Annotated in this window: 19 protein-coding genes, 1 tRNA gene and 1 pseudogene; 11 read left to right on the top strand and 10 right to left on the bottom strand. The window is 47.0% G+C overall.

The window, feature by feature from the left end; genetic code table 11:
• Positions 1 to 161 precede the first annotated feature (161 nt).
• The 3 genes from AC0J20_RS12895 to AC0J20_RS12885 form a co-directional block, all read right to left on the bottom strand.
• Positions 162 to 1,304: a hypothetical protein gene (locus tag AC0J20_RS12895; RefSeq protein ID WP_473021957.1), complete on the bottom strand. Its 1,143-nt coding sequence runs from the start codon at positions 1,302 to 1,304 to the stop codon at positions 162 to 164.
• Positions 1,297 to 2,394, bottom strand: coding sequence for a nucleoid-associated protein (locus AC0J20_RS12890; RefSeq protein WP_473021956.1), 1,098 nt, complete (start codon positions 2,392 to 2,394; stop codon positions 1,297 to 1,299). Before AC0J20_RS12890 ends, AC0J20_RS12895 begins: the two co-directional genes overlap by 8 nt.
• Positions 2,395 to 2,595: 201 nt before the next feature.
• Positions 2,596 to 2,682, bottom strand: a tRNA-Leu gene (locus tag AC0J20_RS12885).
• Between the two features lie 587 nt (positions 2,683 to 3,269).
• On the opposite strand from AC0J20_RS12885, the gene AC0J20_RS12880 reads away from it, so the two are divergent.
• Positions 3,270 to 3,776, top strand: coding sequence for an RDD family protein (locus AC0J20_RS12880; RefSeq protein ID WP_473021955.1), 507 nt, complete (start codon positions 3,270 to 3,272; stop codon positions 3,774 to 3,776).
• 141 nt (positions 3,777 to 3,917) lie between these two features.
• Positions 3,918 to 5,567 (top strand): methyl-accepting chemotaxis protein, encoded by a 1,650-nt coding sequence (locus AC0J20_RS12875; protein WP_473021954.1) that lies wholly within the window; start codon positions 3,918 to 3,920, stop codon positions 5,565 to 5,567.
• A gap of 38 nt (positions 5,568 to 5,605) precedes the next feature.
• Here the strand turns inward: AC0J20_RS12875 and lptG are convergent, their stop codons facing one another.
• Together lptG and lptF are read right to left on the bottom strand one after the other, a co-directional pair.
• Entirely contained in the window at positions 5,606 to 6,667 is a 1,062-nt protein-coding gene (lptG, locus tag AC0J20_RS12870; RefSeq protein ID WP_229530057.1) for an LPS export ABC transporter permease LptG, read from the bottom strand.
• Positions 6,660 to 7,772, bottom strand: coding sequence for an LPS export ABC transporter permease LptF (gene lptF / locus AC0J20_RS12865; RefSeq protein WP_229530058.1), 1,113 nt, complete (start codon positions 7,770 to 7,772; stop codon positions 6,660 to 6,662). The genes lptG and lptF overlap by 8 nt, the downstream gene beginning before the upstream one ends.
• Positions 7,773 to 8,034: 262 nt before the next feature.
• Between lptF and pepA the strand changes: the two genes are divergently transcribed.
• Genes pepA through AC0J20_RS12850 form a run of 3 tightly spaced genes read left to right on the top strand, consistent with a single transcriptional unit; the run spans position 8,035 to position 12,852 of the window.
• Entirely contained in the window at positions 8,035 to 9,540 is a 1,506-nt protein-coding gene (pepA, locus tag AC0J20_RS12860; protein ID WP_229530059.1) for a leucyl aminopeptidase, read from the top strand.
• 8 nt (positions 9,541 to 9,548) lie between these two features.
• Positions 9,549 to 10,013 (top strand): DNA polymerase III subunit chi, encoded by a 465-nt coding sequence (locus AC0J20_RS12855; RefSeq protein ID WP_229530060.1) that lies wholly within the window; start codon positions 9,549 to 9,551, stop codon positions 10,011 to 10,013.
• On the top strand, positions 10,006 to 12,852 hold the full coding sequence (locus AC0J20_RS12850) for a valine--tRNA ligase (protein WP_473021953.1): 2,847 nt from the start codon (positions 10,006 to 10,008) through the stop codon (positions 12,850 to 12,852). The genes AC0J20_RS12855 and AC0J20_RS12850 overlap by 8 nt, the downstream gene beginning before the upstream one ends.
• A 59-nt stretch (positions 12,853 to 12,911) precedes the next feature.
• Here AC0J20_RS12850 and AC0J20_RS12845 read toward each other — a convergent pair whose 3' ends face one another.
• Complete coding sequence (locus AC0J20_RS12845; protein ID WP_473021952.1) at positions 12,912 to 13,757, bottom strand: LytR/AlgR family response regulator transcription factor; 846 nt, start codon at positions 13,755 to 13,757, stop codon at positions 12,912 to 12,914.
• Between the two features lie 157 nt (positions 13,758 to 13,914).
• Here AC0J20_RS12845 and AC0J20_RS12840 point away from each other — a divergent pair, with 157 nt between their 5' ends.
• A complete protein-coding gene (locus tag AC0J20_RS12840) occupies positions 13,915 to 15,132 on the top strand; it encodes an acyltransferase family protein (protein ID WP_473021951.1) in 1,218 nt (405 codons plus the stop codon).
• Here AC0J20_RS12840 and AC0J20_RS12835 read toward each other — a convergent pair.
• Positions 15,129 to 15,806 (bottom strand): annotated as a pseudogene (locus tag AC0J20_RS12835) (helix-turn-helix domain-containing protein); the annotation flags it as partial. The gene AC0J20_RS12840 and the pseudogene AC0J20_RS12835 sit on opposite strands and share 4 nt — an antisense overlap.
• Positions 15,807 to 16,237: 431 nt before the next feature.
• The gene (locus tag AC0J20_RS12830) at positions 16,238 to 16,741 is read right to left on the bottom strand and encodes a GAF domain-containing protein (protein WP_473021950.1); all 504 of its coding nucleotides are present in this window, start codon (positions 16,739 to 16,741) and stop codon (positions 16,238 to 16,240) included.
• Between the two features lie 184 nt (positions 16,742 to 16,925).
• On the opposite strand from AC0J20_RS12830, the gene AC0J20_RS12825 reads away from it, so the two are divergent.
• The 4 genes from AC0J20_RS12825 (at position 16,926) to AC0J20_RS12810 (ending at position 20,096) form a co-directional block, all read left to right on the top strand.
• Positions 16,926 to 18,002, top strand: coding sequence for a cupin-like domain-containing protein (locus AC0J20_RS12825; protein WP_473021949.1), 1,077 nt, complete (start codon positions 16,926 to 16,928; stop codon positions 18,000 to 18,002).
• Between the two features lie 282 nt (positions 18,003 to 18,284).
• Complete coding sequence (locus tag AC0J20_RS12820) at positions 18,285 to 18,953, top strand: TonB family protein (protein ID WP_473021948.1); 669 nt, start codon at positions 18,285 to 18,287, stop codon at positions 18,951 to 18,953.
• 11 nt (positions 18,954 to 18,964) lie between these two features.
• Positions 18,965 to 19,519 carry a sigma-70 family RNA polymerase sigma factor gene (locus AC0J20_RS12815; RefSeq protein WP_473021945.1) on the top strand — a complete coding sequence of 185 codons (555 nt, stop codon included), beginning with the start codon at positions 18,965 to 18,967 and terminating at the stop codon, positions 19,517 to 19,519.
• Complete coding sequence (locus tag AC0J20_RS12810; RefSeq protein ID WP_473021944.1) at positions 19,512 to 20,096, top strand: hypothetical protein; 585 nt, start codon at positions 19,512 to 19,514, stop codon at positions 20,094 to 20,096. The genes AC0J20_RS12815 and AC0J20_RS12810 overlap by 8 nt, the downstream gene beginning before the upstream one ends.
• A gap of 75 nt (positions 20,097 to 20,171) precedes the next feature.
• On the opposite strand, the gene AC0J20_RS12805 is transcribed toward AC0J20_RS12810, so the two are convergent.
• Both AC0J20_RS12805 and AC0J20_RS12800 read right to left on the bottom strand, forming a co-directional pair.
• A complete protein-coding gene (locus tag AC0J20_RS12805) occupies positions 20,172 to 20,585 on the bottom strand; it encodes a hypothetical protein (RefSeq protein WP_473021943.1) in 414 nt (137 codons plus the stop codon).
• Positions 20,586 to 20,651: 66 nt separating this feature from the next.
• Complete coding sequence (locus AC0J20_RS12800) at positions 20,652 to 21,416, bottom strand: choice-of-anchor H family protein (RefSeq protein ID WP_473021942.1); 765 nt, start codon at positions 21,414 to 21,416, stop codon at positions 20,652 to 20,654.
• Between the two features lie 204 nt (positions 21,417 to 21,620).
• Here AC0J20_RS12800 and AC0J20_RS12795 point away from each other — a divergent pair, with 204 nt between their 5' ends.
• Complete coding sequence (locus AC0J20_RS12795; RefSeq protein ID WP_473021940.1) at positions 21,621 to 22,370, top strand: HesA/MoeB/ThiF family protein; 750 nt, start codon at positions 21,621 to 21,623, stop codon at positions 22,368 to 22,370.
• Positions 22,371 to 22,493 lie beyond the last annotated feature (123 nt).

Below are 22,493 nucleotides of genomic sequence, written 5' to 3'. Positions count from 1 at the left end.
GCTCAATTGCATTTTGGCCCAAGTGTTATAAAAATCCTCTTCATTACCTAATTTACTTAGCCTGGATTTGATTAGCGTTAGTAACTAGGTATTTAGTTCGTGCTCGTGGTTTTAACATCAGATCCTGAGCTTCTAATTATTCAGGATTGCATCAACAAAACTTAGAACTTCCAAAAAACTGTCGCGGTTATTAGGTAAAAAACAATAAAAACAATTATAACATCCCTCAAGTTAGTAATGTCCTTGATACTGTCGACTCTTGTCTCATCTACAGATTCAATTGCCTTGTCAATTTTTTCAGAGATCGTATCCCTTGCGAAACTGTTGTCGATATCGGTTGTTCGACGTTTATACAAATCCAATTTCGTTAGTGTGTTTTCCGCAATTCGCTTAATAAACTTTGTCTTACTTACTAAAGATCTAAAAACTAGGAATAGAGCAAGGGCAGCACTAAAAATGAGAGCAAGGCTGATGTTTTTTTCCGCACCACGCAATGCTGAAGCAAGAATAACTGCGCCAGGAACAGCCAACGCTTGTACATAAAAACCTTGAATTTGTTCTTCTACTTTATTAGTAAAGTCACCAACATCGTCCTCTAAATCTTTAACAAACTCCTCAAACGAAAAACTCCTTAAATATGTTTCGTAATTGACATGAAAATTATTTAGTAACTCTTCTCCGAATTCAAGAAAATCAACAAATGTAAGCCCCTGGTCTTCGGCTAATTGGATAATCGATACCCGCATAGTTGATAGCTTTTCACCCTTATGGGCATCTTCCTGAGTGCATGATTCGAGAAGCCTTGATGGTGAGGTGATAGAACTTATGAGACTTTCAATAACCGATGAATGAATTTGTGATGGATCAAACGACACTACCGTGGAAGACTTTTTAGCCTTTTGATCTACAAATACATACGACCAACTTTCGTTATTGCGGTCATTTGGGAAACTATGATCAGCGATGATTTTGAAAAACTGAACCCAGCCTTTGATATGCTCTGCAAAATGCCCAATTTGGATGAAGCTAGTTCCTTTACTCAAAACAATTAATTCGCTGGGGAAAGTATCTAGATCACAAGACAGTGCGGACTCAAGTAATTCATGAAAGTCTGCATAAACAAAGTTCAATTCTTCAATACTAACGGTGCCAGTATTGTTATTGATATCAAAGTGATAAGTTTCATAGTAATCTGAAGAAAAGAGCTGATCAAATTCATCTTTACTCAAATCTTTTGAAGTTAAAAAATCTCCGGATAAATATAGTTTTCCAGCTGAAAATAGCTCTTTAGCTTCGTTAATCATTTTGAAGCTTTTTCAATTCTTCGATTGTCGTAGGATCTTTAATTTTTGTCCTGATAGTCAGTTCATTGTTATTGTCATTGAACTCTATGTTCCCTTTTATACCTTTGCCTCTGAACAAAGATTTTTTAAGTTTTAATGCTCCAACTTCAGTATCTAGAGATATGAACTCCAACGTGTCTCTGTCGTTTTTGGTGATTTTGAACTCTTCATTTACTTTATAATTGAACTCTTGCACAAAATCCTCAAATGAGGACTTTGATATTTCGATATCTTTCTCTGACCTAAGGGATGAATAGATAACTGAACTTAACTCTTGAAGTTTTGTTGCGAATTTTTGCCTTTCATTGAAGTCAATTTTTGCAATTACCTTACTGGTACAGCTTTCTCTTTGAGTCCGGCTTAATTTTTTTGTTTCCAGAAAGTCGTTTAGTGCCTTCAATACATTGGTAACACTTTCTTTATTTTTGATTAAATTTTCAGCATCAAAAAATTTAACGAAATAGTTAGTAGTACCGCCACTGCCATTGATAAAGGAAACATCGATGTCTTCTTCATTAGCAATTGAAGCATTGAATTCTTCTATGTTAATAATAGCGCCTTGCATTACATCTTCGAAATCAATGATTTCAGTTCCTTGCGGCGCACCTTCATCGTTGAACCTGAGTGCGGACTTGTCTTTTAACAAAACAACAAGAAGGTTTTCAGTGTAAAGAGGTTTTTCTTCTGTACTGTCTTCTAGTTCTTTTCTGTACATGAGAAATATCTGAACAACCTTGCTTTGAACGCGAGACGTTTTTAGAACGATGCTGTTCTCTGTTTGCATACTCTTGACGAAATCGGCGAAACTTATATTTCCATTACTTTTCAAGTGCGCACTAAAGCTGCTTGCAAGAGACTTAGGCTTTGGGGGAAACGGTACTTTACCGTGGTTTTTTGATCTTCTTCGAATTTTTTGATCAGCTTCTTTCGCAAATGCAACGACAAAACTGTTTGTGTTGTCCCAAGAATGTCCGACAGTTCCAATCCATTTTTTTGTTTTGGAATCTTGTTTGTAAGGGATACTTATTCCACCAGAAACTTCTACATTCATGCGTGCTAACTTCCTTATTGATTACATTCAAGTGCAAAGTCTAACAACAAGTTGCCGAAAACAACAATCAATTGATGTGATGTTAAAGTGATTTGAGGAGCACAAATTGATGATTGGCTAGGGATAGAATGGAACGCTTTTTTGAATCACAAAAAACCGACTATAAGGTCGGTTTAATAAGCTAAAATCTCTTGCAAAGAATGGTACCAGAGGCCGGACTTGAACCGGCACAGTGTTGCCACCGGCGGATTTTGAATCCGCTGCGTCTACCAATTTCGCCACTCTGGCATCAAATTTTGATGTCTGCAAAGTACTAAAACTTTGCAAATCTTTGCAAGCAATTTTTTGCTTTTTAAAGTCTAAAGGTGCTTACCTTTCAATGACTTGCCATCTTGACATTACTAGACGCGCTTAATTTTGAATCCGCTGCGTCTACCAATTTCGCCACTCTGGCACATTATATTGTTTTTTTGGTTTCATGGTTACCTGTTAGTCAGGTAATGTCTACCAATTTACTCGCTACCGTCCATGGTGCTCGCCCTTCGGGCCATGCTTCGCATGTTCAAATTTGTTCCCTACAAATTTGTCGCCACTCTGGCACATCATATTGTGTTTTGATTTCTTAGTTACCTGTTAGTCAGGTAATGTCTACCAATTTCTTCTGACCTTAGCCGGTCAGGAGGCGAGAATTATATGCAGTGAGATTTTACATGCAAGTGTTTTATTACGCTTTTTGGTCAGTGTGGTGAAATAATACCCGGATTTTTCGGGTTCTCCTTGTAAAGGGGTTACAGAGGGAGAGTCTCGGGTTAAAAAGCGCAGAAAAACAACCTGGATACTGGTAGACTTTGCGCAAATTTCTCGGAGTATTATGTGTGCCTAAAGAGCAATTGCTAGTCGGATTCCCGCGCGCGGGATTTTTGCGCCGTTTAGCGGCCATGGTTTACGATATCTTAGTTGCCGTCGCGGTAGGTATGGTTGCCGCTATGGTAATGACGGTTACGCTGATCTTGTTGTTTGAAAATGGCGTGCTGGATAAACAAGGCTATGAGCATGTCAGCGACATTATTCAACATTCTGTGCTGTACAAAAGCATTGTTCAGGGCTGGGTGTTTCTCTGGGTGACGGGGTTTTTTGTCTGGTTCTGGCGCAACGGTGGGCAAACCATTGGCATGCGTGCCTGGCGTATGAGGTTGTTCAGCACCAACAATAAACCAATGGGTTATGGCCGTGCCTTTTTGCGCATGGTGTTTTCTTTAGGCGGACTGGGAACGTTGCTGGTATTGCTGGATGTTAAAAATAAACAATCGCTGCAAGACCGACTGGCAAAAACCGAAATGCGCGTACTCTCCAAAGAAGCCAATGATCACAAGCAGTGGTAAGCCTCAGCGTCGATATTCTGCTTACCCTCAACATCTTTATTCAATCAGTATAATTTAAATTACTGATTAAAATCTCTGAAACTAATCGTCTATGCTCCGGTCTATGGGAATTGTGCAGTAACTTTAGACGCGGAGAACCCGATGACTTTTTTGGAAAGCCTGACCATCAGGAAGCGATTAGCTTATGGATTTGGCGTAATTTTATTATTGATGATTGTACTCACCGTTATGGGTATTCAGAAGGTCAATTTCATCGATCATACTTTGGCTGACATTACCGATGTGAACTCGGTGAAACAGCGCTTTGCGATTAACTATCGGGGCAGCGTTCATGATCGCGCCATTGCCATCAGAGACGTTGCGCTGGCGCGTTCTCAAAATGAAGTCAGAGCGATAGAAGCGGATATTATCAGGCTCCAGGCCTTTTATGCTGAATCAGAGCAAAGCATGCAAGCGATGATGGATAGGGGAGTAACCTTTACCCCGGCGGAGCAGCGCATCCTGTCAGATATCCGTAACAAGCAACAACAAACACTGCCGATTGTGCAGGAAGTATTAGATAGAAAACGTCGCGGTGAAACCCTGAATGATGAAATTCTGGATCATGCCCGGCCCGCTTTTACGGCATGGTTGGCCAGTATCAACGAATTTATCGATTATCAGGAAGCTGCTAATCAACAAGCTACACCGAAAGCCCGAGATGTGGCTGGTAATTTCGAATATCTGATGTTTTGGTTAACGCTGGGAGCGGTGGTTATTAGCGTTGCCGTAGGTGTTTTAATTGAAAAAAGCTTGCGTCACTCGCTGGGCGGTGAGCCATTCCGGGCGGCAGGCGTATTGACTGAAATCGCTCAGGGGAATTTGGCCGAAGAAGTCACAACGGCCTATCCGCAAAGCATGTTGGGGTCTATTCAAAAAATGCGCCTAACCCTTTCTGGCATTGTTGCCAATATAGTTTCAGCGGCAGCAGAGCTAACCAATCAGGCCGGGCAACTGGCTATCGGCTCTGGAGAAATTTACAATGCCGCGCAATCTCAGGCAACCCTGACCCAGCAAACCCACAACCGTCTTGATGCGTTACAACAGGTAACGTTGAAAGTCACTGAAATTGCCGCGCGAACAGAAGAAAACTCTTCGCAAACGGTAAACTACGCCAATCAGGGGCGAACAGCCATTGCGGAGTCTTTTGCGGCGATGGAATCTGTGTCGAAAACGGTGAATGAAACAGTGACGCAAATTCGACAGCTTGAGGAACGCACCAAACAGATTGGTGGCATAACCAGTGTGATTAGTGGTATCTCTGAACAAACCAACTTACTAGCGCTCAATGCCGCCATAGAGGCTGCCAGAGCCGGTGAATCTGGACGGGGCTTTGCTGTAGTGGCGGACGAAGTAAGAAATTTGGCAAAACGCACTGGCGAAGCAACAGCAGAAATCGAAGTCATGCTGGGACAGGTACAGGAAGAAACAGCCGCATCGGTGGCCGCAATGGAAAAAACGCAACCTCAGGTGGAAAGCGGAACAACCCTGATCCAGGAAGCCGCTCAGTTGTTATTACAAATTAACGAGCAGGCCAGTGATTCTCTGGACAGAGTGAAAGATGTTGTAGCAATGACTGCTGAGCAAAAATCAGCTATCAATGAGGCCTCTGAGGCTATGCGGGAGATCTCCCGTATGTCGGAGAATGCGATAGTGGCATTGGAGCAAAACCGCATGGCAACACAGGCATTGAATGGATTGTCCACTGAACTAAAAGGCAATGTCGCCTTTTTTAAATTGTCACGGGTGTAATCTGCACGGGCGCAGCAGTGATGGAATCAGCTGCGCCACTATTGCCTTTTCAGCAGTTGCATCGCCACAAAAGCAAATACCACACTGGGTAACAGTGCGCCTAAAAAGGGTGGCACCTGGTAAACAATACTTAGCGGCCCAAATACCTCGTTGCTGATGAAAAAACCAAAGCCCGTCAGCACACCCATAATGATTCTGGCACCCATAGTCACACTGCGCAGCGGTCCAAACACGAACGACAGTGCCATCAGTAACATCACACCTACTGAAACCGGTTGCAATACCTTGCGCCAGAAGGCCAGGTCATAACGGGATGCGTCCTGACTATTGTTGTCCAGATACTGAATATAATCCCGCAGTCCGGAAATAGACAAGGCTTCGGGTTTGACCGTCACCACGCCCAATTTGTCGGGGGTTAATGTGGACTCCCATTGCACTTCATAGAATGACGAGGTAGTCACCCGGCCATTGAGTTTAGTGCGTCTGACTCGCTCCAGGCGCCAGGCCTGTTGAGTAAAATGAGCTTCTTTAGCCACCGTGATTTCGGTGAGCTTGCGCTGCTCGTTAAACACGTAAATGGTGATATCGCGCAAGGTGTCCTTATCGACAACTTCGCCAATACTGACAAACTTGTCGCCATCTTTTGCCCAGGTGAGTCGGTCGGTGGCAAACAGGCTACCCCCTGATATAGCCTGGGCACGGATTTCTTTAGCTTTGGCTTCGGCATTAGGCGCCACCCATTCACCCAGCGCCATCACAAATAACACCATGACCAGTGCAGATTTCATGGCAGACATGATGATATTCCAGCGGCTAAGTCCGGCGGCCTGCATCACTGTTAACTCGCTGCTGCTGGCTAACATGCCCATACCGGTTAAACCACCAATCAGAGTGGCCATGGGAAAGAATTGTTCTATTTCGCGCGGCATGGATAACAGCACATAGATCCCGGCTACGATAAGGTCATAGTTTCCGGTGCCTACTTTCTTCAACTGTTCGATAAAGCTGATCAGGGTGCTCAAACCTACCAGCACCGACAGGCTTAAAAAGGTGGTACCTAACAGGGTGCGGGCCAGATACCAGTCGATAATCTTAAACATGACGTAACCCCCGGAAACGGGCGCGTACTTTTACCCCAAAGGTGCGACCTTTTAAAATCAACATCATACCGACAAGCAGCATCACCAGATGTACCCACCAGAGCCCCAGTGTGGTGGGGATCTTGCCATCTTCCAGCACTTCCCGGCCCATCATCAGCAACAGAAAATAGCCCAGATAGAGCAGGATTGCCGGGAATAACTTACCAAAGCGGCCCTGACGAGGATCCACTGAGCTGAGCGGTACAGCGATGATCACTAAAAACGGGATGGACAGCGGAATGGCGATGCGCCACTGAAACTCAGCAATGGCCGCCAGGCTTTCTTCTTCCATTAAGGCTTCAGTGGGGAAGGCGCTGAGTTTGCGTCGTTTTTGAACGGCCTGCTCTTCGCCCAGTGCGATCTGCACCTGATACTCTTCAAACTCCACCACACGATAGTCGCGCAGTCCCAATTTGCCTTCGTACTGATTGCCAGATGTCAGGATCAGTTTTTGCGAGCCATCCGGACTTTCAGAAATATAACCACCTTCAGAATGTACTATGTGCACCAGTTCGCCGGCTTTTTCCGGATCGTGCTGGGCCACAAACACATTCTTAAGTTTATTGTCGCTGTCGATCTCTTGTACAAACAGTACCGCTTTTTTATTAGCGGTTTCTTCAAAGCGGCCGGGTAATAAGGCGGATAAACCGGATTCGGCAGAGAGCTGTTCTTCCAGCTGATATTCGATTTCAGTGGCCAGTGGTGCCAGCCATAAAGTCAGGGAAGCACTGAGTAGTGACATGATGACAGCGAGCACCAACATCACTCGCGCCACATACCATTCGCTAATACCACAGGCCCGCATTACCGCCATTTCACTGTCTACGTGCAGGCGACCATGGGCCAGCATAATGCCAAGAAAAACACTTAACGGCAGGATCAGGGCGGCCAGCACCGGCATCTTCAATGCCAGAAAATTCAATACTAATCCGGCTGGGATATCACCATTAGAGGCTTCGGCCAGCACCCGGACAAATTTTTGAGTAACAAAGATCGCCATTAAAACCAGAAAAACGGCGAGTTGGGATTTGAAGGTTTCCTTCAACAGATATCTGAATATGAGCACGATTTATCCGGTCGAAAAGATGTATTTTTACTGGCAAGCACAGGAATTTTAAGTAAACTAAGTATTTTTATAAGTTTAAAAAATAAAAACTGCACCCTGCCTGAATAAAAAAGCCAACCTTATTATTATGAACGTTGAATCAGGGGCTTGTAAACCTGCCATGTTCGACAACGTAAGACTTTTTTTGTTCAGTCGTAAGTAACGCGAGTTCGAAATAGCATTATTTCGGACATTTTGTTGCTGGTTTGAGAGAGGAATAATGATGGAATTTCACGTAAAAAGCGGTAGCCCGGAAAAACAACGTAGCGCCTGTATTGTGGTGGGCGTTTTCGAACCTCGCCGTTTGACTGCTGTGGCCGAACAATTAGATGTGATCAGCGAGGGTTACATCAGTAATTTGCTGCGTCGCGGAGATTTGGAAGGCAAGCCCGGTCAAATGCTGTTACTGCATCATGTTCCCAATGTCTTAAGCGAGCGCATTTTGCTGGTGGGCTGTGGTAAAGAGCGAGAGCTGGACGAGCGCCAGTACAAGCAAATTATCGCCAAAACCATTTCTACCCTGAACGAAACCGGCTCTATGGAAGCAGTTTGCTTCTTAACGGAACTGCATGTTAAAGGTCGCGATACTTACTGGAAAGTGCGTCAGGCGGTTGAAAGTACCAATGATGCCTTGTACCGCTTCACGCAAATGAAGTCCAAAAAAGACGAAGCACGTCGTCCACTGCGTAAAATCGTATTTAATGTACCAACCCGTCGCGAGTTACCTGTGGGGGAGCGCGCTGTGGAGCACGGTCTGGCGATCTCCAAAGGTATGAATACCTGTAAAGATGTGGCCAACATGCCGCCCAATATCTGTAATCCTGAATACCTGTATCAGCAAGCTGTAGAGCTGGAAAAGCAATACCAGAACGTCAGCATTGAGCGGGTTGGCGAAAAGGAAATGGAAAACCTGGGCATGAACTCCTACCTGGCGGTGGGCAGAGGCTCCCACAATGAGTCAGTGATGACCATCATCAACTATCGCGGTGGTGCTGCTAGTCACGATCCAATCGTGTTGGTGGGTAAAGGCCTGACCTTTGATTCCGGTGGTATTTCTCTAAAACCAGGCGAAGGCATGGATGAAATGAAATACGACATGGGCGGCGCGGCAGGTGTTCTTGGTGCAATGCACGCTATCTTGGAACTACAACCTTCAGTCAATGTCATCGGCATTTTGGCGGGTTGTGAAAACATGCCAGATGCCAATGCTTATCGTCCAGGCGATATACTGACCACTATGTCGGGTCAAACCGTTGAAGTCCTCAACACTGACGCAGAAGGTCGCCTGGTATTGTGTGACGCCCTGACCTATGTGGAGCGTTTTGATCCGGATACGGTGATTGATGTGGCCACCTTAACCGGCGCCTGTGTGATTGCCTTAGGTAAACACGCCACCGGTTTAATGAGTAGTCATAATCCTCTGGCGCACGAACTGATCAATGCCTCCGAGCAAAGTGGTGATCGCGCTTGGCGTCTGCCTTTGTGGGATGATTATCAGGAGCAGATCGAAAGTCCGTTTGCGGATATGGCCAATATCGGTGGTCGTCCGGCGGGGACTATCACTGCCGCCTGCTTCTTATCGCGCTTCACCAAGAAATATCACTGGGCCCACTTAGACGTGGCGGGTACGGCCTGGAACAGTGGTAAAAATAAAGGCTCAACCGGACGTCCGGTGCCGATGCTGACCCAGTTTGTGATGAACCGGGCCGGTATTGAGATGGAAGATTAAGCGCGGCTATGCCAGGCGTTATTTTTTATCTGCTGTCTGAGCACAATGAAAGCCTCCAACATGACCCGCTGGAGGCTTTTGCCTGTCAGGTAGCGGCCCATTATTACCGACAAAAACAAAAGCTGTTTATTTACTGCCAGGATAAAGCGCAAGCTGAAAAAATGGACGAACTGCTGTGGCAATTGCCCGCAGATGCTTTTGTGCCCCATAATTTACCGGGTGAAGGCCCGGAAAACGGCACCCCGGTGGAAATAAACTGGCAAAAGCCTGCCCGGATGAATCGTCAGGTATGCATTAATTTGCAGACCACAATGCCAGAATTCGCCGGACAATTCCGCACAGTCATCGACTTTGTGCCCTTTGATGATGCCAGGAAGCAACTGGCTCGAGAACGCTATAAACATTACCGCGCGGCGGGGTTTGCTTTGGATACCCGGCCCGCAGAAAAATTGAATGAGACCCCGAATGGATAAAACTTTCAACCCACAAAATATTGAAACCCAGCTGTATCAGGAATGGGAAGAAAAAGGCTATTTTAAGCCCTCCGGAAAAGGAGAAGCCTATTCCATCATGATCCCGCCACCCAATGTGACTGGTAGTCTGCACATGGGCCACGCCTTCCAGGATACCATCATGGATACCCTGATCCGCTACAAGCGTATGGATGGCAATAACACCTTGTGGCAGGTGGGAACCGACCACGCTGGCATCGCCACACAAATGGTGGTGGAGCGCAAACTGGCCAACGAAGAAGGCAAGACTCGCCACGAACTAGGTCGTGATGAATTTATCAAGCGCATCTGGGACTGGAAAGCGGAATCCGGTGGCACCATCACTAAGCAGTTACGCCGCCTGGGCGCCTCTGTGGATTGGGACCGTGAGCGCTTTACCATGGATGATGGTTTGTCCGAAGCTGTAAAAGAGGTATTTGTACGCCTGTATCAGGATGATCTGATTTATCGCGGCAAACGCCTGGTGAACTGGGACCCGAAATTACACACGGCTATTTCCGATCTGGAAGTAGAGAATAAAGACAAAAAAGGCAACATGTGGCACCTGCGTTATCCGCTGGCGGATGGCGTTACTACTAAGGACGGTAAAGATTATCTGGTGGTGGCAACGACACGTCCTGAGACCATGCTGGGTGATACGGGGGTGGCTGTTAACCCGGATGATGAGCGCTATCAGGATTTGATAGGCAAAGAGGTTATTCTGCCGCTGGTCAATCGCCGTATTCCGATTGTTGCTGATGAACACGCCGATATGGAAAAGGGCACAGGTTGTGTGAAGATCACGCCAGCCCACGATTTTAACGATAACGAAGTGGGTAAACGCCATCAGTTACCCATGATCAACATCTTTAGCAAAGATGCCGCTATTCTGGCCAACGGCGAAGGCTATACCTTTGACGGTAAAGAGCTGAGTCTGGATGCACCGATTCCGGCAGACCTGCATAATCTGGATCGCTTTGAAGCCCGTAAGGCGATAGTGGCCAGTTTTGAAGCTGCCGGCCTGTTGGAAGGTATTGAAGATAACGCCATGACCGTGCCTTATGGTGACCGCTCTGGGGTGGTGATTGAACCACTGTTAACCGACCAATGGTATGTGCGTGTTGCACCGTTGGCAGAGCCTGCCAAAAAAGCCGTAGAAGACGGCGAAATCCAGTTCGTACCTAAGCAATACGAAAACATGTATTTCTCCTGGATGAACGACATTCAGGATTGGTGTATTTCCCGTCAGTTGTGGTGGGGACACCGTATCCCGGCCTGGTATGATGCCAACGGTAACGTCTATGTTGGCCGCGACGAAGCGGAAGTACGTCGCGAAAATAATCTGGCAGATGATGTCACGTTGTCTCAGGATGAAGACGTGCTGGATACCTGGTTTTCTTCCGCGCTGTGGACCTTCTCTACCCTGGGCTGGCCGGAAAATACCGAAGATATGCAGGTGTTTCACCCCAGTAATACCCTGGTAACGGGTTTTGATATTATTTTCTTCTGGGTAGCCCGCATGATCATGATGACCATGCACTTTATCAAAGATGAAAATGGCAAATCTCAGGTGCCCTTTAAAACGGTTTACGTCACCGGACTGATCCGCGATGAACACGGCGATAAAATGTCGAAGTCGAAGGGTAATGTTTTAGATCCTATCGACATGATCGACGGTATCGACCTGGAAACGCTGGTGCAAAAACGCACCGGAAATCTGATGCAGCCACAACTGGCGCAAAAGATTGAAAAGAATACCCGGAAAACCTTCCCCGGCGGTATTGAAGCCCACGGAACCGACGCTCTGCGTTTTACTCTGGCGGCAATGGCGTCCACCGGACGGGACATCAACTGGGATATGAATCGCCTGGAAGGTTACCGCAACTTCTGTAATAAACTGTGGAATGCCAGCCGTTACGTGCTGATGAATACCGAAGAGCACGATTGCGGTGCCAATGGCGGTGATATGCAGTTCTCTCTGGCGGATCGCTGGATTCAGGGACAACTGCACAAAACTATCAAGCAGGTTCGACAACACCTGGATGCCTACCGTTTCGACTTAGCCGCCAATACCCTGTATGAGTTTACCTGGAATCAGTTCTGTGACTGGTATCTGGAACTGACCAAACCGGTATTGTTCAAAGGCAACGAGGCACAACAGCGCGCGACCCGTAAAACCCTGGTCAGCACCCTGGAAACCTTATTGCGTTTGATGCACCCGCTGATGCCTTACATCACGGAAACCATCTGGCGCAATGTGGCACCGCTGGCCAATATAGATGGCGACAGCATCATGCTGCAAAGCTATCCCGCGTTAGATGAAAGCTTGGTGAATCAGCAAGCCATCGATGACCTGGAATGGCTTAAGCAGTTTGTTGTCGGTATTCGTAACATTCGCGGTGAAATGGATATTTCTCCCAGCAAGCCGTTATCGGTATTGGTGAAAAACGCCAGTGGTGAACATCAGCGTCGCATGGACGAAAACCTGACCTTCCTGCAAGCGATGGCGAAACTGGACGAAATTACGGTATTAGCCGCAGGTGAAAAAGGGCCGGCGTCTTCGACTGCGCTGGTAGGCGACATGGAAATTCTTGTACCTATGGCGGGGCTGATTGATAAAGATGCAGAACTGGCCCGTATTGCCAAAGCGCTGGATAAAGCTGAAAAAGACTTTGCCCGCACACAAGGTAAGTTGTCTAACGAGAAGTTCGTCAGCAACGCACCAGAAGCGGTTATCAATAAAGAGCGGGAAAAACTGAAAGAATTCCGTTTGGCCATGGAAAAACTGAAAGAGCAAAAGGCGACGATTGAGTCGTTATAATTCGGTTAAATGGATTGAAAACGCCAGCTACATGCTGGCGTTTTGCTATGACTGAGTTGTTAGCCCACCTGCTTAAAATCAGCACGGTAGCGACGGCTGAAGGGGAGTTCCTGACCAGAAAGTAGTTGCAGGCTGGCATCGCCGCTTTCCAGCGGTTGAATCGACTGGATCTGGTTGTAGTTCACCATGAAAGAGCGGTGCACCCGCAGGAATTGTTGTTCATCCAGTTGCGACTGTAAGGATTTCATGGTGCCGCGATAGGGATAGGTTCGACCGGCGACATGCAGGTTAACGTAGTTGCCGCAGGCTTCCAGCCATTCGATATCCTGAATTTTAACCAGGAACTCCTTGCCCAGCTTTTTCACCAGCAAATGCTGTTTACCGGCAACCGGGTTGCTATCCGGGACTTCATCCTCAGACGTGGCGGGCACCGAAGCTTCCCCTTGGATGCGAAACAGGATAAGGCGATACAAATACAGGATACCCAACAGGTAAAAATAAGTGCGAAAATCCTTGGTGTATTCGTACAAAAACTCACTGCCCCAATTTCCGAACGAATAATCACCGCCCATCCACCAGTAACCCACCTCCCGAATGGCCACCATCCCCAAAACATGCAGCGCGGCAAAGGGCAGGGTAAATAACAGGTGCAGCGGCAGGCCGCGCTTTAGTGCAGCAATACTAAGGGGAACACGATCATCAAACCAGAGTAAAAGAGGCACCAGCACTGCAAACATCAGGGTGCTGGAACTTTCCCACAACACCGGCTCCCAGACATGAACGTTGGCCGATTCGGTGTCAATCACAGCCACGTAAATATTGGCCGTCATTTGCCAGACGATGAACAGGGTCCAGAGCAAGACTTCATAGCGGGTTTTGTATTTCAGGTAATGTTGGATATTCATGACGATTTAATAATGCAGCTGACCCATGTTCAGTTGTAATCCCCTCATCCCAGCATACCACCGTTAATCACTGACGGGGAACGATTTAGCCTTTTGCACTATTTTCTGAGAGTCGGGTTGCGCACATTGTAACCGAAATCGTTTTGGGAAGACCGCAATGCAAATTACTACAAATGAGCAAACTCATTTTTTGTCCGGGCGTCGTTACGATATTGATGCCATCCGGGTTTTGGCTTTTGGCTTATTAATTTTATATCACGTGGGAATGTTTTTTGTACTGGAATGGGGATGGCATATAAAAAGCGAGTATCAGTATGCCTGGTTGCAACCCGTCATGGGGTTCTTTAATCAATGGCGCATGGCGTTATTGTTCCTGATTTCCGGTATGGCCACGGCCATTCTGGTGCACAAATCAGGTAGGGGATTTTTGGGTGGGCGAATGCGGCGTCTGGGATTACCCCTGGTATTTGGGATGCTGGTGATTGTGGTTCCCCAGGCCTACTTTGAAGCAAAGGCGAACGGCATTGAGACGGGCAATTATGTGGAGTTTTGGTGGGCGTATCTGACGTTACAACCCTGGCCTGATAATGCGTTTTCAGGCAGTGATCCCGGATACACCTGGAATCATCTTTGGTATTTGCCTTACATTATGTTTTATACCCTGGTGCTGGTGGCGCTTCGCGCAGTGCTCAAGGCATTCTCTGTCAAGCCAGTCGGCAGCATCGCCACGAGCAATCTGCTGTACTGGATCGCCGGCATGGTAACGGTGCTGATGCTGTGTGGCTATTTTATCTTTCCGCTGTTTCCCAACCGCACCCACGCATTAACGGATGACTGGTATACCCACAGTCTGTTTTTCAGCTTTTTTGTGTTTGGTTATCTGTTAATTCGCAGCGCTGCGGTTTGGCCTTCCTTGAAAGCAAAGCGTTGGTGGTTACTGGCGCTGGCGATGGTGGCTTTTGTGGGTTTTAAAACCATGAATGCCTTGGTGGAAGAGGACAGCCACTTTTTGCTGAGTTTTACCCAGATGCTGTTTATCTATCTGAACCGGGTAAGCTGGATACTGGTAATTCTGGCTTTTGGTTATACCTGGCTTAACAAACCGTTCGGGTGGTTGCGTTATTGCAATCAGGCCGTGTTTAGCTGGTATATATTACATCAGACTGTCATTGTCATTCTGGGGGGTATGCTTTCAGCTTATCAACTTGGCGGTCTGACCGAATCTGCTCTGGTACTCACTGGTACGGTTGTGTTGTGCCTGGCAATACATCACTTCCTTGTGTTGCCACTGCGCTTCCTGCATCCGGTGTTGGGTGTACCGCACCCGGTAAAGCCAACCGAAGTGTTGCCAGCAACGTCCCGCCAGACCTGTTAACTGGCGGCGGGAGTATCACTGTGATCTGCCGCCAGTAATTTGATTTTTAACGGTCGTAGCAACCCTTCCGCAATCATGGTGGCGTACAGCAGGGGCAGCAAATTGACGCCAAGTCCTGCTATCGCCCCTTTTTCAAAACCGGCGGCCTGGTCAGCGGCCACATCCAAAATGGCGATGCAGCCAATCAAAAACAAAATAACGCCTGCGCCATAGCAAAACTGGATCTGACTTTTGTAAGTACCGGCCAGTTGTTTGGCCCCTGAGCCACCGATGATGTCCTGGCTGAACAGGTATTTTATGCCTTTTAAGGCAGATATCAGCCTGTCCAGGTCGTAGGTCAGTAGGGTCATTGCCAGGGTAAAAAACACGACAAAGAGTACGTTAGGCAGGTTAAAAAAATCGGTAAAATCACCGTTCATTGCCATCATTCCTACAATGATGAGCTTTAAAATTATAATGGCGGCTAAGGCTTTCATGATCATATCTCCTGTCCAGTTGGCCTCCACTTCCGTGGATTCAGATTTTAGTGCGGATAAAGGCACATCCAGAGCACTCAGCAAAGACAGGCAGGACTCATTAGAGGCATTGCCGGTTTTTTCGATGCGTTGAATGGTTCTTAACGAAAGACCACTGGCGGTGGCAAGCACTTCCTGAGACCAGTTTTTCTGCATTCGAAGATTTTTTAGTTTTCATACCAGTTCCATTATATATTTACCCACCTCAGTGGGAGATGAAAAGCATTTAGGCAAGGCGGATGTTTACAGGTTTAGCGGGTCTAAATCAAAAACATCCAACACAGCATAAATGCTTTTCAGCCCCATCGTAGACGCGCCTCAGGAACATTATTTCTTTGTTGTGCGAAGTTCACAAGACCACCAGTATTCTTTCATTCGCACGCCTCGAACTAATGTCCCTGAGGCTGCGCTGAGAGGGCAAATATATACTGGAACTGGTATCTTTACTGAGTCGCATCGGGATTTCCTTTTGTATCGCCGGACAAATGTTAGCCGCATAGTGACTATAGGCCAGATAATCCTTACGACAAAAGGACGACAGTGAAAAATTATATTAATGAATTCTGGTCAGTTAAACTGTCTGGCAGCCGCTACAGTGATTTTTCGCACAGATTGAAAAAGAAAGAGCAGGCCCTGGCAATTTTGCGCAGAGTGACTTCATCTTCCTTTGTCCAGTCCACCGTACGTGCAACGCTTTCACAACAAATAATGCCTCTGGGTACAAAATCTCTGTGCAGAACATAATCCAACAGAGACTGGATGTTGAGTGGTCTGAAATAGGATTCAGCAAAACAACAGGTTACCGGGTCCTGCGCGGCATCCGGTGCATTGACAATTTCCCGGTCCAGAATGGCATCAAAATACGAGCCAAAGTCCTGTCGGGTTAAAACCGTGCCTGAGGAATATTGCTGTTGCAGAGCATCAAAACATATCAGAGAGGTAATTTGGGTTTGGTTGTTATCGAATAACCATAGGCTTACTCTGTCTGCCCCCGGCACTAACGCCTGAGTGACAGCGCAAACACAATGCAGTTTCTCTTGCTGGGATAAATTAGGGTTGGTGAGTACTGTATTGAGCTTAAATAAATGATCCATAACACCAAATTACAATTGCGGGTCTGTGCCACCGATAGCCAAGAGATTTCAGTATAGTAAAAAATCTCAGTTGTGGAGGGCAAAAAAGCGAATAATTATTGTTTCAATGGCTTACTTGTCTTCCATTTATGTGCGTATGCCGTGCAAGTGCGCTGTTGTTTACCATTTGCTGTCATTCCACATTATGTTTACCCTGTTCCCCTACAGTAAGAAAATGAAAGCAGGGATTCTAAAAGTAATGGCATTGCCTATCGATAAATTGCCTCCCCCCTCTGAAATGTGGGGAGTAAATGATGATAATTTTCAGGAGAAAGTGGCAAGTTTGCACTCTCCGGTTGTTTTAAGAGAATTTGTCTGCGATTGGCCGTTGGTTGGCGAAGCATTGATATCAGACCAACATGCGTTGAGCTATTTGAAAAAATACGCAAGCAGCGAAAAACACAACCTGGTGTCGCTTGACAAAAAACATGATGGCAGAATGTTTTACGGCAATGAGGATTTAACACAATTCAATTTTCAGTACGAAAACGTCAGCATTCAGCATGGCCTGGAGCTGATGCAACAAAGGTTAAGCGACAGCGATTCAGCGAGCCTTTGTTTTCAATGCCTTCCTTTAAAAAAAGCTTTCCCTGGATTGGTACCGCAACTTGTCAATCCTGTTCTTAAAGAGCGAGGCAGTGCCTTTGTCTGGTTCGGGTCAGAGTTTAAAGTGGCGCCTCATTTTGACGAAGCGCAAAATATTGCCATCGTCGCGGCGGGAAAAAGAAGGTTCACTTTGTTTCCCCCGGAACAAATTGAGAATTTATACATAGGTCCCCTTGAGCACACACCGGCGGGACAACCTATCAGTCTGGTAGACTTACATAACCCTAACCTGGAAGTGCACCCCCGTTACGCAATCGCTTATCAACATGCCATGTCGGTAGTACTTAATCCAGGTGATGCCATTTATATTCCATCACCATGGTGGCACCACGTGGAATCCCTTTCGAATTTTAATTTGCTGGTTAACTATTGGTGGAGTGACAATCAAACATCAACAGAGCTACCGTTCCCGGCTTTGATTCATGCATTTCAGGCATTTAACAACATGAACCCGGGCGAAAAGGCTGCATGGCATAGCTTTATGAAACATTTTATTTTTAATGATGACTCAACGAAATTCGATCACATTCCAGATCGCGGAAAAGGTGTTTTAGGAAAAGGATTGAAGAATAAGGCCGCGACTATTCATAATTGGATAGCGCAACAGCTACGTTGATTTCTGGACAGAGGTACAGTTTTTGTAGCTTTCAGCAGTGTTAGTTGGACGGCCCGGTACTTTGATGTTGCTGCTTCGAAGGGCCTGAAACCCACGGACTTGGCACCTGCACCGGCGGATTGTTTTACAATTTTAAAGTGGGCAATTTTAAAATGGGTGTCATGGTAATTCCGCTTTACGACAGTCTGGAGTTTGCCTTTTTAAACAGTTCAATTAATTCACAAATCAGTTAACCCCTTTATAGATCCTCCGGCGTTATGTGCAAAACGCAGGAGAGAAAGCATGACTGAGATAACTTATTCACAAGCAACAGCAACCGCTGTTTCAGCTCAACAGGCCAGTAAAGTGGCTAAGTTTGCTTTGTTACTTTGCTTGGCATCGGGTATTACGCTGGCGTTGTTTTACGCCATGGCCCAGCTGATAGCGCAGCAAAATATTCGCCCCACTGAATTACCCCCGTTGATCACCGTTGATCCGGCTTTTCGCGAGCCAGATGAGAAGATCACCGAGCGACAAACACTACCGGAAAAGCCTGAAACGCTGGAGCCGCCTAAAGTCCTGCCAAGCCAGCTGGAGCCGGACAGTGGCGGTGATGACCTCAATGGTTTCCCGTTAGATATTGCGCTGACGGGTCCCAACATTAACACGGATGCCAATACCAGCCTGGATGTCAGTGGCGGTGAAGCGCGCCCTGTGGTCAGAATATCACCACAATATCCCGCAACAGCGGCGCGGGATGGCATTGAGGGGTGGGTTGTCTTATCCTTTTCTATCAATCAGACTGGTGGGGTTGAGGATGTGGAAGTACTGGATGCCGAGCCGAAACGGGTGTTTAATCGCGAAGCTATCAGGGCCTTGAGAAAATGGAAGTACCGTCCCAAGGTGGTGGATGGTAAACCGGTAAAACAAACGCAGATCACTGTACAACTGGACTTTAAATTAGAGCAATAGGAAGTCTGCCTATGAGCCTTGTTCTGGCACTTAAAAATTTGTTTCCCGCCAAAGCGGACAATGAATGGCTAATGGAGCAATATCGGCTGACGCAGGAAGCCCGGTATATCGAATTGCTCTACACGGAGTGTGGTGATGATCTCTATCACTATATCTTGTCGCAAACAGACCGCCAGTTGGCACAGGAAGTCTGCCAACTGACCTGGTTAAGGGTAATAGAAAGACGCAATAGTTATCGCAGTAGCGGCAAGTTTAAAGGCTGGTTGTTTGCCATCGCACGTAATTTACTGATCGACGAATTACGGCGATTGCAGCGCTGGCAATACGAGGATGACGCACAACTTGTTCAGCCTGAGACCGGAGACCTCAATGCCGGTACAAGATCACTTTCTGAGGCGTTGCAGCGACTGCCCTTTCATCAAAGAGAAGCGATAGTGTTGCAGCAGGAAGGCTTTAGTCTGCAGGAAATTGCGGCAATTGCCGGTGAAGAAACAGAAACCATCAAGAGTCGACTCCGCTATGGTAAGTCAAAGCTTAAAAAAATCTGGAGGGTAGAGCATGTCTGAATCTCATGATGATTTTGAACGCGCCTTGCAGCAACAGTTTCAACATCAAAAAAAGCGGGTGAAGGCCCCGGATGCAATAAAACGCAACCTGTTGGCTAAAGCCCGGCGCAACGCAGGCAGCCGTCAACCGGTATTTTCACTGGTTAACTTTCAGGCAGTCGCCGTTTTGGCGTCGTTGTTTGTTTTTGGGTGGATATTCTGGTGGCCCGGTGATGCTCCTTCTTCACAGCCTGATATGGCGATGCTGGAGTACCACATTCTGGAATCGGAACAGGCGACAGCGAATGCCGGCGCGCTTAGTTATGGCTCACTCAGTGACCTGGCCACGCAAAGCAGCACTTTATTGGCTGATAACCGAAAGCACGTCAGACTGGCCATACAACCAGATGGTGCCTGGCAACTGCGCTCCTGCGAACACAACGACATGTTGTTATCCAAAGAACTGGTGGCAATGTTGCAGGAATATAAACGGGTTCCACTGGCTGTCAGCCCCGATAAACCTTTTGATGTGTTGTTAGCGGCAGACGGCAAAATTATGCAACTACGGGAAAGTACAGAGCCACTAATCTGTGACTAAGTATCAGGGTCTGTTTCACGACTAAAACACGCCTGTTTTAAGCAAAACCTGTTTTGCAAAGGTCAACAGATCCTACTAACTACCAAATAAACGCTTGTCGCTATCTGTGGCGCTTTCCTGGCATTCGCCCCGGATCTCCACTGAGCCAAATTGATTGTAATTGCCTAAGATAAAGTAGCCATCGCGGCAGTAACCACTGGTCAGCAGCTTGTATTCCAGGGCTTCAATTGCCATTTCTTCCTGGCGCAGGGCCATCTCACTGCGCAGTTGACTCATGCTGACTGGCGGTGCCGGGTTGTTATTGCCGCCGCGATGAATCGCGGGGGCCTGGCCCCGAAAATTAGCGATATAAACAAAGAGTTTTGCACCATTTTCTTTGATATCGGTAAGGAAAGACTCATTGGTAATACTCTTGGCACGTTGTGGACCAGAAGCACAGGATAGAGTCAAAAACAAAGCCGTGGCTAAAATAACGATCCTGTAAGCCAAAACGCGCCTCCAAAGCTGCCTGAATAATAGTTTGCTTCGGAAAATATACACCTGCTGGCGACAAAACTAAAATGGCATTTTTCTTCTCATCAGGAATATGCAGGCTAAGCCCAGTAGTGAAATCAAGCCGGCACTGCCACCGTGCTCGGTGGTAATGACCACCTGGCCACCATGTGAGCCGCTGTGTTCATACTCATTGCTTTCCAGTGGCAGCAGATATAAATCGTTATCGTTGAGGTGATCATAACTGTCGTGCAGTTCGTCGGTGTCGGCATCGTATATTTCAATCAGCAGGTCGTAGTCATTACTGGCGAAGCCCTCCAGTAACTCAGAGTTGATGACAAATTCATCCTGACTATTATCGCCATGTACATGGAAAACCGAGGTGGTATGGATTTCTCTGAAGAGGTGCCCGTCACCCAAAAAAATGCGGGCATAGACTTCAGCGTAAGAGTATCGGGTGTCCACATCAAAACCCAGTTCAAATTCGCTGTAGTAACTGTCGTGATCATAGTCGCCTTTCAACACCACCCAGGCGTCGTATACCCAAATTTCATGGTCCTGTGCAACCGGTGAATGATCTTGCACCGGTTTGCTTTGCGCCGGTTGAGCTTGTCTGGCACTCAGATTTTGATTCTTTTCCTGGGGTTGTGAGGATTTCACGACTTTAAGGTTGTTGCTGTCGGCCTGTTTTTCAGTGTTTCTGGTTTGCCAGAACGTTTTACTGACCGGGGCCGCATCATCTGATGCTGGCGTCGGCTGAGATTCTGGTTCAGCAAAACTCAATCCGGGTAATAAAACGAATAGTGACACAACGGTTAAGCGATTCATGGCATTCTCCTGATGTTTACCTTAGAAGGTTATGTTGAGTTTGGGCGGATGAGCATGAATCGGGAGTGAACTTTAAGTGAACAACCCCGGGGCGCGGCACTCTGAGGGCACCGCAAGGCAAATAAATATTGATTTTCCCCGGGCAGCGTCCATATTGAATCTTCCCGGTGGCGTTTTTCAGGCAACGATTTCAGGCAAAACATTATGCAACAACTTACTCATCAGCAGGCGATGCGTTACAACCGCCAGATTTCGCTAAAAGACGTTGATCTGGAAGGGCAGGAGCGCTGGTTGAATGCCAGGGTACTGCTTATCGGCGTTGGCGGATTGGGATGCAGTGCGGCGCAGAGTTTAGTGGGCGCAGGTATCGGTGAACTGACGCTGGTGGATGACGATGTAGTGGAACTTTCCAACCTGCATCGTCAGGTACTGCATTACGAACCGGATGTTGGCAGGCACAAGGTGGATTCTGCCCGGGAAACCTTATTGCAGATAAATGGTCAGTGTCGGATTCATAGCATTCACTCCCGGTTGTCAGAGCAACAGCTTTGCGCTGAAGTTAAAAAAGCGGATATCGTGCTGGATTGCTGCGACAACCTGAATACCCGAAACCTAATCAATAAAGTGTGCTGGCAGCAAAAGACACCGCTGGTATCCGGTGCTGCGATCCGCCTGGAAGGGCAGGTTTGTTGCTTTCAAAACAGCCCGGAGTTGCCTTGTTACGAATGTTTCAGTGCGCTTTTCCCGGAGCAGTCTTTGTCTTGTGCTGAGGCCGGGGTGTTGCCTCCGGTGGTTGCTATTATCGGTGCGATGCAGGCAATGGAAACCCTGAAAATGTTGTTAGGATTAGGACAGTCTCCACTGGGAAAAATGTTGTTGTTTGACTTTAAATCCTGTGACTGGCGTACTTTTACTGTGCCCAAAAATCCGACCTGCGCGGTTTGTGGCAATTAAGTCGCAAGCGCAACAGGCTGGCCGGAATATGCAGTAAATCAGTACTAAATCAGCGGGGTTGAATAAAAAATAAGGAAATCCCCTGCTTGATGTTAGACAGTGAATTCCCCCAGAGTTATGCTT

This window comes from Planctobacterium sp. R6, assembly GCF_055755215.1.
Note: the sequence above shows the minus strand (reverse complement) of the source record. Positions and strands in the feature narration are given on the sequence as shown.

Coding starts and splice junctions, on each gene's coding strand:
- AC0J20_RS12895 (WP_473021957.1), bottom strand. CDS start 1,304: ATGATTAACGAAGCTAAAGAGCTATTTTCAGCTGGAAAACTATATTTA.
- AC0J20_RS12810 (WP_473021944.1), top strand. CDS start 19,512: ATGTCTGAATCTCATGATGATTTTGAACGCGCCTTGCAGCAACAGTTT.
- AC0J20_RS12875 (WP_473021954.1), top strand. CDS start 3,918: ATGACTTTTTTGGAAAGCCTGACCATCAGGAAGCGATTAGCTTATGGA.
- AC0J20_RS12840 (WP_473021951.1), top strand. CDS start 13,915: ATGCAAATTACTACAAATGAGCAAACTCATTTTTTGTCCGGGCGTCGT.
- AC0J20_RS12845 (WP_473021952.1), bottom strand. CDS start 13,757: ATGAATATCCAACATTACCTGAAATACAAAACCCGCTATGAAGTCTTG.
- AC0J20_RS12820 (WP_473021948.1), top strand. CDS start 18,285: ATGACTGAGATAACTTATTCACAAGCAACAGCAACCGCTGTTTCAGCT.
- AC0J20_RS12800 (WP_473021942.1), bottom strand. CDS start 21,416: ATGAATCGCTTAACCGTTGTGTCACTATTCGTTTTATTACCCGGATTG.
- lptG (WP_229530057.1), bottom strand. CDS start 6,667: ATGTTTAAGATTATCGACTGGTATCTGGCCCGCACCCTGTTAGGTACC.
- AC0J20_RS12855 (WP_229530060.1), top strand. CDS start 9,549: ATGCCAGGCGTTATTTTTTATCTGCTGTCTGAGCACAATGAAAGCCTC.
- AC0J20_RS12795 (WP_473021940.1), top strand. CDS start 21,621: ATGCAACAACTTACTCATCAGCAGGCGATGCGTTACAACCGCCAGATT.
- AC0J20_RS12890 (WP_473021956.1), bottom strand. CDS start 2,394: ATGAATGTAGAAGTTTCTGGTGGAATAAGTATCCCTTACAAACAAGAT.
- AC0J20_RS12815 (WP_473021945.1), top strand. CDS start 18,965: ATGAGCCTTGTTCTGGCACTTAAAAATTTGTTTCCCGCCAAAGCGGAC.
- pepA (WP_229530059.1), top strand. CDS start 8,035: ATGGAATTTCACGTAAAAAGCGGTAGCCCGGAAAAACAACGTAGCGCC.
- AC0J20_RS12830 (WP_473021950.1), bottom strand. CDS start 16,741: ATGGATCATTTATTTAAGCTCAATACAGTACTCACCAACCCTAATTTA.
- AC0J20_RS12850 (WP_473021953.1), top strand. CDS start 10,006: ATGGATAAAACTTTCAACCCACAAAATATTGAAACCCAGCTGTATCAG.
- AC0J20_RS12825 (WP_473021949.1), top strand. CDS start 16,926: ATGTTTACCCTGTTCCCCTACAGTAAGAAAATGAAAGCAGGGATTCTA.